Origin of the sequence: Barnesiella sp. CU968 (genome assembly GCF_905219685.1) — a bacterium.
GTDB classification, from domain to species: Bacteria; Bacteroidota; Bacteroidia; order Bacteroidales; family Muribaculaceae; genus Lepagella; species Lepagella muris_A.
Genome location: NZ_CAJMXD010000019.1, coordinates 1 through 17,936, shown reverse-complemented (window position 1 = coordinate 17,936; position 17,936 = coordinate 1). Strand labels below are relative to the sequence as shown.

At 48.4% G+C, this 17,936-nt stretch carries 8 protein-coding genes and 1 pseudogene; 3 read left to right on the top strand and 6 right to left on the bottom strand.

The window, feature by feature from the left end:
* Positions 1–1,000, top strand: a 1,000-nt coding sequence (locus tag JX312_RS01715) for a DUF6377 domain-containing protein (protein WP_239653768.1), incomplete at its 5' end; no start/stop codon positions are given.
* An 88-nt stretch (positions 1,001–1,088) separates the two neighbouring features.
* Here the strand turns inward: JX312_RS01715 and JX312_RS01710 are convergent.
* From JX312_RS01710 to JX312_RS01700, 4 genes and pseudogenes are all read right to left on the bottom strand, one after another.
* The gene (locus JX312_RS01710; protein ID WP_128707153.1) at positions 1,089–3,371 is read right to left on the bottom strand and encodes an inorganic phosphate transporter; all 2,283 of its coding nucleotides are present in this window, start codon (positions 3,369–3,371) and stop codon (positions 1,089–1,091) included.
* Between the two features lie 104 nt (positions 3,372–3,475).
* Positions 3,476–3,622: pseudogene (locus JX312_RS14035) on the bottom strand (methylglyoxal synthase); the annotation flags it as partial.
* Between the two features lie 12 nt (positions 3,623–3,634).
* Entirely contained in the window at positions 3,635–5,083 is a 1,449-nt protein-coding gene (locus JX312_RS01705) for a cell wall metabolism sensor histidine kinase WalK (protein WP_204456766.1), read from the bottom strand.
* Positions 5,067–5,762, bottom strand: a complete 696-nt coding sequence (locus JX312_RS01700) for a response regulator transcription factor (RefSeq protein ID WP_204456765.1) — start codon at positions 5,760–5,762, stop codon at positions 5,067–5,069. The genes JX312_RS01705 and JX312_RS01700 overlap by 17 nt, the downstream gene beginning before the upstream one ends.
* A gap of 166 nt (positions 5,763–5,928) precedes the next feature.
* On the opposite strand from JX312_RS01700, the gene JX312_RS01695 reads away from it, so the two are divergent.
* Together JX312_RS01695 and JX312_RS01690 are read left to right on the top strand one after the other, a co-directional pair.
* Positions 5,929–8,679, top strand: a complete 2,751-nt coding sequence (locus JX312_RS01695) for a TonB-dependent receptor (RefSeq protein ID WP_204456763.1) — start codon at positions 5,929–5,931, stop codon at positions 8,677–8,679.
* 12 nt (positions 8,680–8,691) lie between these two features.
* Entirely contained in the window at positions 8,692–9,615 is a 924-nt protein-coding gene (locus JX312_RS01690) for a metallophosphoesterase (RefSeq protein ID WP_123406075.1), read from the top strand.
* A 124-nt stretch (positions 9,616–9,739) separates the two neighbouring features.
* Here the strand turns inward: JX312_RS01690 and rpoC are convergent, their stop codons facing one another.
* Positions 9,740–14,032 carry a DNA-directed RNA polymerase subunit beta' gene (gene rpoC / locus JX312_RS01685; RefSeq protein WP_204456761.1) on the bottom strand — a complete coding sequence of 1,431 codons (4,293 nt, stop codon included), beginning with the start codon at positions 14,030–14,032 and terminating at the stop codon, positions 9,740–9,742.
* Positions 14,033–14,105: 73 nt separating this feature from the next.
* Complete coding sequence (gene rpoB, locus JX312_RS01680; protein ID WP_123406077.1) at positions 14,106–17,921, bottom strand: DNA-directed RNA polymerase subunit beta; 3,816 nt, start codon at positions 17,919–17,921, stop codon at positions 14,106–14,108.
* Positions 17,922–17,936 lie beyond the last annotated feature (15 nt).

Below are 17,936 nucleotides of genomic sequence, written 5' to 3'. Positions count from 1 at the left end.
CTCGCATTCCATACATACGAGAGCGATTTGCGCAAATTCGCTTGCACATTCATATCAGATACTCGGCGATAAAGAAAAACAGAAAGAGAGTCTGCTGATTTCATCCATCGCGGATATGAAGGCATCTGTACGCGAATATATGTCGCTCCGCCAGCTTGCTCTGCTGCTATTTGAGGAAGGAGACATAGACAATGCACATAAATTTCTCAGTATAGCCATGAGCGACGCTAAAAAATGCAATTCACGTCAGAGGATACTTGAGATAAACGACATCTTTCCGATTGTCGATTCTGTCTACGTAAATGAAATTCAACATCAGAATGGGAAACAGCAGATCCTTATTGTCATCATAAGCATTCTTGCTGTATTTCTTTGCATTGCCATTTTATGGCTGTGGAAACAGATGAAAAAGACTTCAAACGCGCATAGCATTGCCACAGATACCAACAAAAAACTGAAACAACTGAACGAAGAACTGGTAGATCTCAACAAGAAACTGACTGAGGTCAATCAGGACATTGCGGAAAACTCAAAACTCAAAGAGGCTTATATAACACAGTATATGACATTGTGTTCCACATATATTGAGAAATATGATTCTTACAGAAAAACACTTAACAAGCTTTTCATCGCCGGCAAGACCGATGAACTGAAGAAAGCCCTCGGATCAACTGACCTTACGGATGTGGAATTAAAAGCGTTTTATCACAATTTCGATTCGACATTCCTAAAACTCTTTCCTACATTCGTTGCAGATTTCAATAAACTTCTTTCTCCTGACGAACAGATAGTTCTGAAAAAAGACGGTCAGCTCAACACTGAATTACGCATTACCGCACTCATCAGACTCGGCATCACTGACAGCGCAAAAATAGCGCAATTCCTGAGGTATTCGGTTACGACTATCTACAACTACAGAGTCAAAACAAGAAACAAAGCTCTTGACAACCGTAAGGAGTTTGAAGAAAAGATTATGGAAATAGGACTTGACAACATCTGATCAGATCTTTCAGTCAATTACGACATAAAAAAGATGGGAGATATGCACTCCCATCTCAACCTTTGGTACAATCCTTTTTACTTAGACTTTATACTATGGGCACCATGATTTTGGCAGGGCGTGTGCGGAAATCCGAGTCGCGCAGCTTGGCAAACGCCCGCAGATATTTCCTTATTGACGATACCATCTCCTGCGTTTCCTGAAGCAGATTGACATAGACATACAGAACCGCCATTGCCGATGTGTCTCCGTCTCGGAGCTGGTCATGCACACGATGATATGTGTCGGAAACAGTATCCTTTATCTCGTCACAGTGTCGGCGAAGAGTGCTTATCGTATCTGTATCCCCGCTCCCCATAAGTTTGACGGTATCATTGAACAGTGTACTTATTTGTGTCCGTATCATCTCGTATTCAGTAGTATATTTGGGTGGCAGAGGAAGGAAATTGTTGTCGACATGCTCTTTGCAGACCTCGTTGATGCGGCGCAGGTTGTAAAGTATGCCCATACAGCAGTTGTTGCTGAGATAGAACCANGTGCTTTTTTCTATCGCCATCTCGCGTGTCAAATGACGCAGACATAGAGTTTCCTTACGGCGGGCGTTTTTAAGTATGGTCTTCTGGCGGGCGAGACTCGATTCCGTCTTGCCGAGAATCCCGGCGCTCTCAGTTATGAAAGCCGATGTTATATCCCGGTATTTTTCCTCGGCATAGGTCATGAACTTCTCTTGTTGCTCGGTGACATACATCATAAGCAACGGCCATGTCTGTGTTTTATCCTGTGTGGATATTATAGTCTGGAACAGTGCATCACCGTTATCTTCTTGTGTCTTCTTTCTGAACCTTCGGTTGCTGTTGATGATTATGAATATCGTCAAAGCCGCCAACAGAAGCATCACCCACTGACCACCATAGTGCATTGCCGCGACAATCAGTCCTGCGCCGATAAACGCCGCACCCGCAGTAAGAAACCAACCGCCGATTACGGAAATCACGCCGGTGATGCGGAACACAGCACTTTCACGCCCCCATGCCCTATCGGCAAGAGAAGTACCCATAGCGACCATAAATGTTACGAAAGTGGTTGACAGGGGCAGTTTCAGCGAGGTGCCGAGGGCAATGAGTGCTCCGGCAAGCACCAGATTGACAGAGCCGCGTATGAGGTCGAAAGCCGCACCTTGATCCATAATGGTCTCATCCACATTAAAACGACGGTTGAACCAACGGCGTACTTTCGCGGGTGTGACACGCCTTAACCAAGAAAGGAATGATAAGGTCCATCTTACCAGCCGCCGGGCAATGCGGGATGAACCAAACATCTCATCGCCACCCTGCTGGCTTCCGAGACCGATTTCAGTCTTGGCCACATTCCGGGCTTTTTTTGACGTTGCAAGTGACACCACCATTATGACTCCGGCACCGATGAGGAAATATATCGGTGTATTTGCCGGGCCGTTAAGTGAATCCATAAGGAAACCTTTGGAGTCCCCTCCGCCGTTAGCCATAAAATCCTGATATGAAGCCAGACCGCTCAAGGGAACACCTATGAAGTTCACAAGGTCATTACCTGCAAATGCCACAGCAAGCGAGAATGTACCCATCATCACAATTACTTTCAGCACATTAACTTTGCAGACATGAAGCAGTTGCATCAGCACTGTAAAAACTGCGAAACAGGACAGTATGATCAGCGCAGTATTGTTTTTTATCCACGCTTTCAGTTCAGGGGTCATGAAAGAAAGATCTTTAGCCCCCTTGATCAGAAGGAAGTAGACAATAGCTGTCGCGCAGATGCCACCGAATATTCCTATCTTCCATTTCAGGTTGCTCCGGTAATTGAACGAGAACACCATACGGGATATGAACTGCACCACCGTTCCGAAGAAAAAGGCTATCGCCACCGACAGGAATATTCCGAGAATCACCGACAGGGCTTTCTCCGTGTTAAGCAAGTCATCAAAACCGAGACCGATGCCGCCTGCCATTTTAATCAATGCAACGACAAAGGTGGCACCCAGCAGCTCGAAAACCATTGACACGGTTGTCGATGTCGGCATACCCAACGAGTTGAACACGTCAAGAAGGATGATGTCCGTGACCATTACCGCCATGAAGATGCAGATAAGATCATAGAACGAAAAATGCTCGGGACGAAAAATTCCGTGCCGGGCAATCTCCATCATACCGTTGCTCATCGCCGCACCGATGAAAACACCGATGGAAGCGACAATCAGGACTCTTTTGAAAGATGCCGCCTTAGACCCGATAGCCGAGTTCAGGAAGTTCACAGCATCGTTACTCACGCCTACTGACAGGTCAAACACAGCCAGCAGGAAAAGAAAAATTACTACGCAAAGAAACAGTATTTCCATTGTTTTCTCAATTACTTATTCTGCCGCAAAGTAACTAAGAAAACATTTCATGATTATTTCAAAATCCTTAACCATTTATTAAAACTGCCGGACTGACAGAGTGTTTAATTGCGGTCAAACCTTATATAGCTCTGTTCGACGGGTTTATACGTCGGGTCATTCCACAGACGGCTTGAAATCATCAGGTCCGCACTTATTCGGTTGCAGGCAATCGGCACGTTGTGGAGACGACATTGACGCAAAAGCATCTTTTAGTTTTGTCTTCATTTTGAGTTTCTTGAAAATGTTATTTTGAACAATAATCCGCCTGAGCATTGAGTTTCGGCGGAGATTTCACCGCCATGAAGAATCACGGCGTTTTTCACTATCGAAAGCCCGAGTCCGGTGCCACCTGCCGCTCGTGACCGTCCCTTGTCAATGCGATAGAACCTTTCAAACAGTCTTGGCAGGTGTTCGGGAGGAACGCCGCATCCGTTGTCGGACAATGCAATTACAACTTTATCGTTGTCGATACTGATTAATTCTATTTTTATTCTGGTTCCTCCACTATAAACAATCGCATTGTCTATAAGGTTGTTGAAAACGGCCTCAAGCAGAGAAGCATTACCGGCCATGATTACGTTATGAGAAACAAAATTCTCAATCCCTATGCCCTTTGTGGCGGCGATTATCTGTCGGTCCTCAACCACGTCATTTATTATATCCGTGAGATTAACCTGTTCTTTCAATATAGAGGTGCTTCCGTCGTCCATGCGTGTCAGGAGCGAGACATCGGTCAGAAGCCTTTGGAGCCTTTCTGTGTTTGTAAGACAACGTTGCAGGAACAATATCTGCTTTTCATCGCTCATATTCCTATGTGCCAGCATCGTCTCCACACTGACCCTGATTGATGCGACCGGGGTTTTCAGTTCGTGGTTTATGTTATTCGTGAGTTGCTTTTTGATGCGTTCCTTTTCAAGCTGTTCATGGAGGGCTGCGCGATGTTCGCTGTCCCTGTCAGCGACAGCCTGTTGCAAACGGACATAAAGGCGGACAATGTGGTTTGAAATCTCGCCAAGCTCGTCATGGGGGAACGGTTCGGTGTCGGAAATCTGGGCACCGTTTTCTACGTTTTCCGCAAATCTGTTCAGCCTGATTATGTGGAGGCCGACCCTTCGGGTTGCGAAATAGCCAAATACGCACATCACTATTGTGATAATCCCCATAATCCACAAAAAGCCATAATCGGCCTGCAACAGTCCTCTGAATGAAACCGAATATGGCACCGCAGTACGGACAATATTCCCGTCATCGCTCTTTTTCGACGAGTAAAAATAGTAGTTGCCCGTACTCTCGCTGTGCCGTCTTACAGCGTAGCCCGCCCCATGCCGTACGGCATCCCGTATTTCCTGACGATCAAGGTGGTTGGTTTTAGGCAGGGAATCAAGTGTGTTGTCATATATTATATGTCCTTTGTCGGAAATTACGCTGACACGGATATCGTCAAACGGTTTGAAATCGTCGAGTCTGATATCCGGCACATCGTGTCCCTCACCAAGTTCGGTAAGGATATATGTGTTGATAAGCTGTAGTTGCTTGTCAATCTCCTCCGCCTTGAATTCCTTTTCCCTGTGATACTGAAACACGACAAAGCAACCGACCATCAGCAAGGAATATCCAAGAAGNCACACGAACAGCCGCTGCGGATAGGAGAGCTTATTCAATAAACCCATAACCGTAGCCCGAGCGAGTTACAATATTCCTGCCGTAGATGCCGATTTTCTGGCGTATACGGGTTATGTTCACATCTACAACCCTGTCAAGCACCACAACCTCGTCGGGCCATATCTCGTTGAGCAAATCCGTGCGGGTGAAAACCTGCCCCCGGTTGGAGATTAGTTTGAGCAGTATCTCAAACTCCTTTTTGGGCATTTTCACCTCCGTCCCGTCAACCGTGCAGGTCCTGTTTTTTGCAGACAGGACCAGCCCCTTGTATGAAACAAGGTCAGAATCAGTCTTGGCAAGTGCGACAGAAGCCGCCGTACGGCGAAGCACAGTCCTTATTCGGGCAAGCACAGCATTAAGAGAATATGGCTTCATGATATAGTCATCAGCCCCGAGATCGAGTCCCGAAATCATATCTTCCTCCGTGTCTTTTGCTGTGCAGAATATGATGGGAACGGAGGCCGTTGCCGGATTCGACTTCATTATGCGTGCCAGTTGAGTCCCGGATATTTCCCCCATCATAATATCAAGGAGTATCAAGTCATAGGCGGCAAGGTTGAGGGCAAGAGCCTCCTCCGCGCTATACGCCATGTCGACCTGATAGCCTTCCTCTTCAAGATTGAATCCGAGGCCGTCACACAAAGCCTCCTCATCGTCGACAACAAGTATCTTCTTTTTTGTTTCCATGCCGCAAAATTACTAATAATCGGTTAAATACTGTCCTAATGCTCAAAAGTTTAATAAAAGTTTAATGACACAATTTATTTCATAAAATCTAAACAAATATGATAAACCCATGAAATATTAGTTAGCGAATTTTGCAGCGTGAATCAGAAACAAAACAACAATCACAATGAAAAAAGTAATGTCAACTTTTTTGGTCGCACTTGCTTCAAGTCTGACCATTATGGCGGCTGACAGTCCGAAATACGGACAACTTAAAGGCCGCATCCTTGACAATGAGAAGAACCCGCTGCCGGGAGCGGTGGTTATCATCGACGGCAACAAGCTGTCGGCGGTTACGGATCTCGACGGCTTTTTCTCGTTTGCCAATCTGTTATCCGGGAATCATAATCTGAAAGTAACGTATATCGGTTTTCTTCCGGTCAGTAAAACAATCGTGGTTTCGGAAGAATCGACGGTTGACGACATTGTAATGTCGGATACATCACGGGAACTGAATGAAGTTGTAGTGACCGGCGTTTTCTCCGGGCAGCAGAGAGCCATAAATGCCCAGAAGAGTAATATCAATATAACCAATGTGGTGTCTGCCGACCAGATTGGCAAATTCCCCGACTCGAATATCGGAGACGCTCTGAAACGTATAAGCGGTATCAATGTGCAGTATGATCAGGGCGAGGCCCGCTTCGGTCAGGTACGCGGCACTCCGGCTGAGTTCAGTTCAGTGACAATCAACGGGTCAAGACTGCCATCGGCAGAGGGAGACATTCGCAATGTTCAGCTTGACCTTATACCGTCCGATATGATTCAGACAATAGAGGTCAGCAAGACACTTATGCCGGATCAGGACGGCGATGCCATCGGCGGTTCTATCAACCTCGTTACGAAAAATTCGCCACACAGATTTACTGTCGGAGCCGTAGCGGGAACAGGCTACAACTGGATAAGCCGTAAGGCGCAGATGAATTTCGGACTCACTCTCGGTAACCGTTTCTTCAATGACCGCTTCGGAGTGATGCTTGCAGCCTCCTATAATAATGCGCCAGCCGGATCATATAATACAGAATTTATATGGGAAAAGGATGACGACGGCAAAATCTATGTCAACGACTATCAGATAAGGCAGTATTATGTCACACGAGAGCGACAGAGCTACTCATTGTCGCTCGACTGGAAGTTCAATGACTTCAACAAGGTCTGGTTCAAGGGTATTTTCAACAACCGCAATGATTGGGAAAACCGTTACAGGACAACACTCAAAGACATTACGTCCGAAGGGAAAGCCGATGTGCGTGTCCAGACAAAAGGAGGTTCGGGTGACGAACGAAACGCCCGTCTTGAACGCCAACGGACAATGGATTTCACTTTGGGAGGTGAAAACCGTTTAGGTATCCTTGGCATGGACTGGAAACTGGGATATGCACGGGCTACGGAGAAACGCCCGAATGAGAGATACATCGATTACCGTCTCAAATCGCAGAGGTTCAGTTTCGACCTGAGTAATCCGAGAGAGCCATTTGCCACTCCCGACGAGGGATATACAATGACCTTGAATGATGACTTCTCGCTCAAAGAGCTTACACAGCAGCAGGAGGATATTGAGGAGCAAGACTTCAAGGCGGCACTGGATTTCAAGGCCCGGCTTAGCGAACGCTCAAAAATCAAGTTCGGATTCAAGTTCGTGAACAAGACAAAAGATAAGGAGATCGACTATTACGAATACACTCCACTTGACAAAAAGGCATTTAACGCAGATGCGCTTGCACATACCACAGACCAAAGCACCGACAGATTCATGCCTTCCTCAAAATATCAGACCGGCACATTCGTTGACAAGAAATTTCTTGGCTCCCTCAATCTTGACGATCCCAATTTGTTTGAGCGAGAGCAAATTGCAGAGGAACTTGCGGGCAATTTCCATGCGAGGGAGAATGTGGCATCAGGTTATGTGCGTATTGATTCCAGACTTTCCGACAACCTTAACTTTATGGGCGGTCTGCGCGTCGAGAACACATCACTGCGTTACATAGGCAGAAATTACGATGATGAATCCAACAGCGTCTTCAAGACCGAGCCTGAGACTTCAAATTATATAAATTTCCTCCCCTCATTATTATTGAAATGGGACATCAACAAGGATTTCATGCTGCGTGCCGGTTATAACCAGTCCATATCCCGGCCAAAATATTCCGCACTCGTTCCCGGCATGAATATCAAGCGTGGCGACAATGAGATAAGGATCGGGAATCCCGGTCTGAAAGCAACGACATCTCACAATATCGACCTCAACACTGAATATTACTGGAAATCGATCGGACTTGTGTCCGCCGGAATTTTCTATAAAAGAATAGAAGGATTCATCGTTGATGAGGTGGCTTATAACAAGGAGTATCAGGGTACTGTCTGGACTAAGTTCACACAACCTAAAAACGGTGGAAACGCTAATCTTTTCGGAGTGGAAATGGCATGGCAGCGCGATTTCAGTTTCATCACACCGGCGATGAAGTGTCTCGGACTTTACGCCACATATACCTATACCCACTCACGCATTACCGACTTCAACTTCGAGGGTCGTGAAAACGAGAAAGGCCTTAGTCTTCCCGGTTCTCCCGAGCATACAGCCAATCTCTCGCTGTATTTCGACAAATGCGGTTTCTCCGCAAGAGCCTCGTTCAACTATGCTTCGGCATTTATCGACGAAATGGGCGCAAGTTCGTTCTACGACAGATACTATGATGCCGTGAAATATATGGACCTGAACGTCAGCTACACATTCGGGCGCAAAACAAAAATAACCGTATATGCCGACTGCAACAACCTTCTCAACCAGCCTCTGCGCTATTATCAAGGTAGCAAGGACTACACGATGCAGCAGGAATATTACGGAGTGAAACTCAACGGCGGTGTAAAAGTAACATTCTAAAAATACAAAACAATGATTCGTAAATTACTTATCGCGGCTTTGGCTCTCATCCCCTCTTTTGGAGCCATTGCCCAGACTGAAATCGCCAAAGGCGATGTGAACCTGATGATAGTGTCAGACCTCGGACGCAACGGCCACTATGACCAGAAGCCTGTTGCCGCGACAATGGGCAGAATTGCAGAACAAATAGGACCCGATGCCATTCTTGCTCTTGGCGACACACATCACTACGGCGGAGTGAAAAGTGTGACAGACCCCTTGTGGATGACCAACTATGAGCTTATCTACGACCACCCGGAGCTTATGGTGAACTGGTATCCCGTCTGCGGCAACCATGAATATCGCGGCAACACTCAGGCGGTTATCGACTATTCCGGCATATCCCGCCGTTGGGAGATGCCTGCGAGATATTACGCCAAGACCTTTGAAGATGACGGGACAACTGTCAAGGTGGTACTTCTCGACACCACTCCTTTGATTGACAAATACAGGAAAAAGACCGACACATATCCCGATGCAGTGAATCAGGATACCGAAGCCCAGTTGCAATGGCTCGAAAAGACTTTGACCGAGGCGACGGAAGACTGGATCGTTGTGGTCGGTCATCATCCCATCTACGCTTATACAGACAAGTCGGAATCTGAGCGAACAGATATGCAGAAGAAAGTTGACACAATTCTGCGGAAGCACAATGTGGATATGTATATCTGCGGTCATATTCACAATTATCAGCACATCCGCCGCCCGGATTCAAAAATCGACTATGTGGTCAACACATCAGGTTCCCTTACACGGACTCCGCAAAAAATTGACGGCACTGTTTTCTGCAATGATTCTCCCGGATTCTCAGTCCTGACCGCCGGCAAAGAGAATCTTAAACTGAATTTGCTCGATAAAGAAGGCAAAACCATACATGTGGTAAGCCGCTCCAAATAGTGCGTGGCTTATGTGATATCCCGAACTCGCGTTAATAGTAAGGAAAGTCTGACAAGAAATACCGGCTTGGTTCCCTTTCGGGAGTCAAGCCGGTATTCTTATTGTATAACTTTAATGTTTGGGCTTACTTGGCGTTTTCCATCTCTGCTACTTCTGCTTCAAGAACAGTGTCCGGACTGTCAGTGACCTGAAGTGCCGCAAGCTCTTCCTTGTTGGCAACGACAATCCTGTTGTATTCGCGAAGACCGGTACCTGCAGGTATAAGATGACCGCAGATAACGTTCTCTTTCATACCCTCGAGAGTATCTGTCTTGCCGTTGATGGCTGCCTCGTTGAGCACCTTGGTAGTTTCCTGGAACGATGCCGCCGACATGAAGCTTGATGTCTGAAGTGCCGCACGTGTGATACCCTGAAGAATCTGCTCCGATGTAGCAGGAACTGCATCGCGGACTGTCATGATGCGGAGGTCTTTGCGCTTGAGCGATGAGTTCTCGTCGCGAAGCTTGCGCACAGTGATAATCTGACCTGCGAGGTAAGTCTGGCTGTCACCGGCATCGGTGATGACTTTCTTGCCCCAGATATTGTCATTCTCCTCCATGAATTCACGTTTGTCGACAATCTGCTGCTCAAGGAAGCGGGTATCTCCCGGATCAAGGATATTGACCTTGCGCATCATCTGACGCACAATCACCTCGAAGTGCTTGTCGTTGATCTTAACACCCTGCATGCGGTATACGTCCTGAACCTCGTTCACGATATATTCCTGAACGGCAGTCGAGCCCTTGATATTGAGGATGTCACTCGGAGTGATTGCACCGTCTGATAGAGGTGTTCCTGCGCGGACATAGTCGTTCTCCTGAACAAGTATCTGCTTCGACAGAGGCACAAGATATTTCTTCTCCTCACCAAGTTTGTTGGTAACGCTGATCTCACGGTTACCTCGTTTGATCTTGCCGAATTTGACCTCACCGTCAATTTCGCTGACAACGGCAGGGTTCGACGGATTACGCGCTTCGAATAGCTCTGTGACACGGGGAAGACCACCGGTGATGTCACCGGCAGAACCGGCAGCACGCGGAATCTTCACAAACACCTGACCCGGCTTGAGTTCATCACCGTCGTCGATAAGGAGATGCGCTCCTACCGGCAGCGAGTAGCTGCGTATAAGCTCTCCCTTGTCGTTATATACCTGTGCTGCGGGAATCTTTGTGCGGTCTTTGCTCTCGATCATGATCTTCTCGCGGAGCTGGGTTGCCTCATCAGTCTCTACACGATAAGTCACACCTTCATCGACATTCTCGAAACGAACCTTACCACCCTCTTCAGACACGATGACTGCATTGAAGGGGTCCCATTCGCAAATCATGTCGCCCGGCTTCACTGTATCTCCATCGTGGAAGAAAAGTTTAGAACCGTAAGGTATATTGGCATTCATCAGAACGATTCCGGACTTCGGCTCCACAATACGGAGCTCACCCATACGACCGACAACGATATCCACTCCATCGGAATCCTTGATGGTTCGGAGTTCCTCGATCTCAAGTTTTCCGTCATAACGCGAGGTGACATCCTTGATAGCGGTAACGTTACCGGCGACACCACCGACGTGGAATGTACGGAGTGTAAGCTGGGTACCCGGCTCACCGATTGACTGGGCGGCGATCACGCCGACAGCCTCACCTTTCTGCACCATACGGTGGTTGGAGAGGTTACGTCCGTAACATTTGGCACAGACACCCTTCTTCGATTCGCAGGTAAGCACCGAACGGATCTCCACAGACTCTATCGGAGATTTCTCTATACGGTCAGCGATAGCCTCTGTGATTTCCTCGCCGGCATGAACTATGATCTCCTCAGGATTGTAGGGATCAACTATATCATGAACGGATACGCGTCCGAGAATACGCTCGCTGAGCGATGCGACTACTTCCTCGTTGTTCTTGATTTCTGTGCAGACAAGACCGCGTAGCGTTCCGCAATCCTCTTCGTTGATGATCACGTCATGCGCCACGTCTACGAGACGGCGGGTGAGATAACCGGCGTCGGCTGTCTTAAGAGCCGTATCCGCAAGACCCTTGCGCGCACCGTGGGTAGAGATAAAGTACTCAAGCACGGACAGACCCTCCTTGAAGTTCGCCAAAATCGGGTTCTCGATAATCTGACCACCCTCGGCACCGGCTTTCTGCGGCTTAGCCATAAGACCACGCATACCTGAAAGCTGACGGATCTGGTCTTTCGAACCACGGGCACCGGAATCAAGCATCATGTAGACGGAATTGAATCCTTGCTGGTCTTCCTCCATCTGCTTCATCAGAGTAGAAGCGAGTTTTGCATTGACATGCGTCCAGATATCGATGACCTGATTATAACGGTCATTACCTGTGATGAAACCCATCGCATAATTGTTGAGCACTTCCTCAACCTGCGCGTGTCCTTCGGCAACGTATTCCTCTTTCTCTTTCGGAATGATGACATCACCGAGGTTGAAGCTCAAGCCTCCCTTAAATGCCATGCGGTAACCAAGGTTCTTGATATCATCAAGGAACTGGGCTGAACGGGTCACACCGCATGTCTTGATCACCTTACCGATGATGGTGCGCAGAGATTTTTTTGAGATAATCTCGTTTACATATCCGATTTCTTTAGGAACATAACGGTTGAAAAGCACACGACCGACGGAGGTATCTTTCTTCAGAATTCTGACAGTATTGCCGTTCTCATCCTTGTCTTCAACAAGCACGGTCACGGGTGCGTGAAGCGTAACCTGCCCCTCGTTGTATGCGATTTCAGCCTCTTCGGGACCGTAGAATACAGTTCCCTCTCCCTTGTCGCCTTTACGGAGTTTGGTGATGTAGTAAAGACCGAGAACCATGTCCTGCGAAGGCACCGTGATAGGCGCGCCGTTGGCAGGGTTGAGGATGTTGTGCGCACCGAGCATAAGCATCTGTGCCTCAAGAATAGCCTCGTTGCTCAATGGCAAGTGAACAGCCATCTGGTCACCGTCGAAGTCGGCGTTGAATGCCGTACAGGCGAGCGGATGAAGCTGGATAGCCTTGCCTTCTATCATTTTGGGCTGGAACGCCTGGATACCGAGACGGTGAAGCGTCGGGGCACGGTTGANAAGAACCGGATGACCTTTCATCACATATTCGAGGATATCCCACACCACTGGCTCCTTGCGGTCAACGATTTTCTTCGCGCTCTTNACAGTCTTTACGATGCCGCGCTCAATGAGCTTGCGGATTACGAACGGCTTGTAAAGTTCCGCAGCCATAAGTTTCGGAATGCCGCACTCATGCATCTTGAGCTCAGGACCCACGACGATAACCGAACGCGCCGAATAGTCGACACGCTTACCGAGAAGGTTCTGACGGAAACGTCCCTGCTTACCTTTAAGAGAATCGGAAAGAGACTTGAGAGGACGGTTCACATCAGACTTCACAGCCGACGACTTGCGGCTGTTGTCGAGAAGTGAATCCACAGCCTCCTGAAGAAGACGCTTCTCATTGCGGAGAATCACNTCCGGAGCCTGTATCTCTATGAGACGTTTCAGACGGTTGTTACGTATGATGACACGACGGTAAAGGTCGTTGAGGTCGGAAGTAGCGAAACGACCTCCGTCAAGCGGCACGAGAGGACGCAACTCCGGCGGAATCACGGGCACTGCCTTCAGCACCATCCATTCCGGCTTGTTAACATTTGCCGATGAAAGGAAGCTGTTCACTACCTGAAGGCGCTTCAGAGCCTCGGTCTTGCGCTGCTGCGAACCGTCAGTGTTCGCTTTGTGGCGCAATTCGGCGGCAAGCGACACAAGGTCAATCTCCTGAAGCAACTCGTAGATTGCCTCGGCACCCATCTTTGCCACAAACTTGTTGGGATCACCGTCCTCAAGATATCTGTTTTCCTCGGGAAGCTGATCCATTATATTCATATATTCTTCCTCTGAAAGGAGATCGAGTTTCTCGACACCTTCCACATTACCGGGATTTATCACCACATAACGTTCGTAATATACCACGGCATCAAGCTTCTTTGAAGGAAGCCCGAGAAGATAACCTATCTTGTTGGGAAGCGAACGGAAATACCAGATGTGAGCCACAGGCACAACCAGCTCGATATGACCCATGCGTTCGCGGCGCACCTTCTTCTCAGTCACCTCCACACCACAGCGGTCGCAGACTATACCCTTGTAACGGATACGTTTGTATTTGCCGCAATGGCACTCGTAGTCCTTCACCGGACCGAAGATCTTCTCACAGAAAAGCCCGTCGCGCTCCGGCTTGTAGGTGCGGTAGTTGATTGTTTCAGGCTTCAGCACCTCGCCGCTCGACTTCTCCTTGATCTCCTCCGGAGAGGCAAGACCGATGGTGATTTTCGAGAAATTGCTTTTAATTTTATTGTCTCTTCTAAAAGCCATAAGATGTTTTTCCTTATATTGGTCTGCCCGGGATTCCCACAAGGAATCCCGAAGCAGATTTGTTTTGGTTTTATTAATCTAACGTGATGCTAAGACCGAGGCCACGGAGCTCGTGGAGAAGCACATTAAGCGACTCCGGGATTCCGGGATTAGGCATCGGATCACCCTTCACGATTGCTTCGTAAGCTTTTGAGCGCCCTACCACGTCGTCAGACTTGATGGTAAGAATCTCCTGAAGAATGTGAGCGGCACCGAACGCCTCGAGCGCCCATACCTCCATCTCTCCGAAACGCTGTCCACCGAACTGCGCCTTACCACCAAGCGGCTGCTGGGTAATCAGCGAGTACGGACCGATCGAACGGGCATGCATCTTGTCTTCAACCATGTGTCCGAGCTTAAGCATGTAAATCACGCCTACTGTTGCCGGCTGGTCGAAACGGTCGCCTGTTCCGCCATCGTAGAGATAAGTCTTTCCGTAACGGGGAATGCCTGCCTTGTCTGTCCATTCGTTAAGATCATCGAGAGAAGCTCCGTCGAAGATTGGTGTCGCGAATTTTTCGCCAAGTTCACGTCCTGCCCAGCCGAGCACTGTCTCGAATATCTGACCAAGGTTCATACGTGAAGGCACACCAAGCGGGTTAAGCACGATATCCACAGGAGTTCCGTCTTCAAGGAAAGGCATGTCTTCCTGACGTACAACTCTCGAAACGATACCCTTGTTACCGTGACGACCTGCCATCTTGTCACCAACGCCGATCTTACGCTTCTTGGCGATGTATACCTTCGCCATCTGCATGATTCCGGAAGGAAGTTCATCACCTATTGTGATGTCGAATTTCTTGCGACGCAACTCACTGTCGATTTCCTTCGATTTGCGCAGATAGTTGGTGATAAGCTTGGCAACCATACTGTCGATACGCTCATCGCCTGTCCAGCCGCTGAGGTTTACGGTCTCATAATCGATAGAGCCGAAAACTACATCATCGAAACGCTGTCCGACAGGAATCACATCCACACCGATGAAGTCTTTGACTCCCTGTGAGGTCTTGCCCTTGAGAAGGGTCTGCATCTTCGAAACCATGATCTGACGAAGATCAGCCTGCTTCTCTTCATATTCCTCGTCAAGAAGAGGAAGCTGCGCATTCGCGCTGTTCTTGTTGCTCTTCTTCTTCACTGCCTTCGAGAAAAGGTTGGTGCCGATCACCACGCCCTTCAGAGAAGGTGAAGCCTTAAGAGAGGCATCCTTCACATCGCCTGCCTTGTCACCGAAGATGGCACGGAGAAGTTTCTCCTCAGGCGTCGGATCGCTCTCTCCCTTCGGAGTGATCTTACCTATCATGATATCGCCTGGAACAACGTGTGCTCCGACGCGTATTATACCGCGCTCATCGAGATCCTTGGTTGCATCCTCGCTGACATTGGGGATGTCTGAGGTCAGCTCTTCCATACCGCGTTTGGTCTCACGCACATCGAGAGTATACTCGTCTACATGCACTGAAGTCAGGATATCCTCACGGACCATGCGCTCGTTGAGCACGATGGCATCCTCATAGTTGTAACCTTTCCAGGGCATGAACGCCACCTTGAGGTTGCGACCGAGTGCNAGTTCACCTTTCTCGGTGGAATATCCTTCTGTAAGGATATCACCTTTCTCTACGCGCTGACCCTTGCTGCAGATAGGACGAAGGTCGATAGTCGTACCTTGGTTCGTTCTGCGGAACTTGGGAATCCGGTATTCTTTGACAGATGACTCGAATTCTACAAAATCCTCATCCTCCGTGCGATCATAATTGATACGGATAACGGTCGCATCTACATACTCGATCACACCGGAACCTTCGGCTGTGATCTGAGTGCGTGAATCTCTGATAAGCTGACCCTCTATACCGGTGCCGACAATCGGAGCCTCGCTGCGGAGCAACGGAACTGCCTGACGCATCATGTTAGATCCCATCAACGCGCGGTTCGCATCGTCATGCTCAAGGAAGGGAATCAAAGAAGCCGCGATTGAGGCAATCTGAATCGGAGCAACATCCATAAGCTGCAACTCCTCAGGCGCAACAATCGGGAAATCGGCTTCGAGACGCGCCTTGACTTTGGCGTTGATAAACGAGCCGTCGTCATTTACGGGCGCGTTACCCTGCGCAATTGTCTGACCTTCCTCGATTTCTGCGGTGAGATATACCACCTCATCGTTATTGAGGTTAACTTTACCGTTGTCTACCTTTCTGTAAGGAGTCTCGATAAAGCCGAGATTATTTATCTTCGCGTATACGCAAAGAGATGAAATCAGACCGATGTTCGGACCCTCGGGAGTCTCGATAGGACAAAGACGCCCGTAGTGGGTATAGTGAACGTCTCGCACCTCGAAGCCGGCACGCTCACGCGACAGACCGCCGGGACCGAGAGCCGACATACGACGCTTGTGAGTGATCTCGGCAAGCGGGTTGGTCTGGTCCATGAACTGCGACAACGCGTTAGTTCCGAAGAACGTGTTGATCACCGCAGATATTGTCTTTGCGTTGATAAGATCAGTAGGAGTGAAGACCTCATTGTCGCGGACATTCATTTTCTCGCGGATAGAACGCGATATACGCGCCAATCCCACACCGAACTGGTTGTAGAGCTGCTCGCCAACAGTACGAACACGACGGTTGCTGAGGTGGTCGATATCATCGACGTCACTCTTGGCGTTGATCAGCTCTATAAGATATTTGATGATGGCTATGATATCCTCGCGTGTGAGAACCTTCACATCCATCGGAGTGTCAAGTTCAAGCTTCTTGTTGATGCGATAGCGTCCCACCTCTCCGAGGTCGTAACGCTTCTCGCTGAAGAAGAGGTTCTGGATAACCTCGCGTGCTGCCGCATCATCCGGCGGCTCCGCGTTACGGAGCTGACGATAGATATACTGCACAGCCTCCTTCTCAGAGTTCGAGGTATCTTTCTGGAGAGTGTTGAAAATGATGCTGTAGTCAACGGCGTTCACATTCTCCTTTTCTAAGAGAATTGTCTTGACGCCGCTCTCCATGATCGCATCGATAACATCTTCGGTTATCTCGCTTCCGCGGTCAACAACTACAGTATTACGCTCGATTGAGACTACCTCACCGGTATCCTCATCGACAAAATCCTCGACCCAGCTGTTTAGGACACGTGCCGCAAGCTTGCGTCCCACAGAATTCTTGAGATTGGTTTTTGTAACCTTGATCTCCTCGGCAAGATCGAAAATCTGTATGATATCCTTATCGCTCTCAAGACCTATGGCACGCAACAACGTAGTTACCGGAAGCTTCTTCTTTCGGTCGATGTAAGCATACATCACATTGTTGATATCAGTCGCAAACTCTATCCAGCTGCCACGGAAAGGAATGATACGGGCAGAATATAGTTTTGTGCCGTTGGCATGAGTGCTCTGACCGAAAAACACACCGGGGGAACGGTGCAGCTGAGAAACCACAACGCGTTCGGCACCGTTTATTATAAACGTGCCTTGCTCGGTCATATACGGGATAGGACCGAGATAAACATCCTGGATTGTTGTTGCAAAATCCTCGTGGTCGGGATCTGTACAATAAAGTTTGAGCTTAGCCTTGAGGGGAACACTATACGTGAGACCACGTTCAAGACACTCATCTATTGAATAGCGCGGAGGATCGATATAATAATCTAAGAACTCCAGCACGAAGTTGTTTCGGGTGTCGGCAATCGGGAAGTTTTCCGCAAACACCTTGTAAAGACCCTGGTCTTTTCTCAACTCAGGGGGAGTGTCAAGCTGCAGAAAATCCTTGAACGATTTCAACTGCACTTCCAGAAAATCCGGAAACGGCAGCGGATTCTTTATCGACGCGAAATTAACGCGCGGTTTTTCGGTAAGTTTTACTGACATTGGTAATAAGTTAAT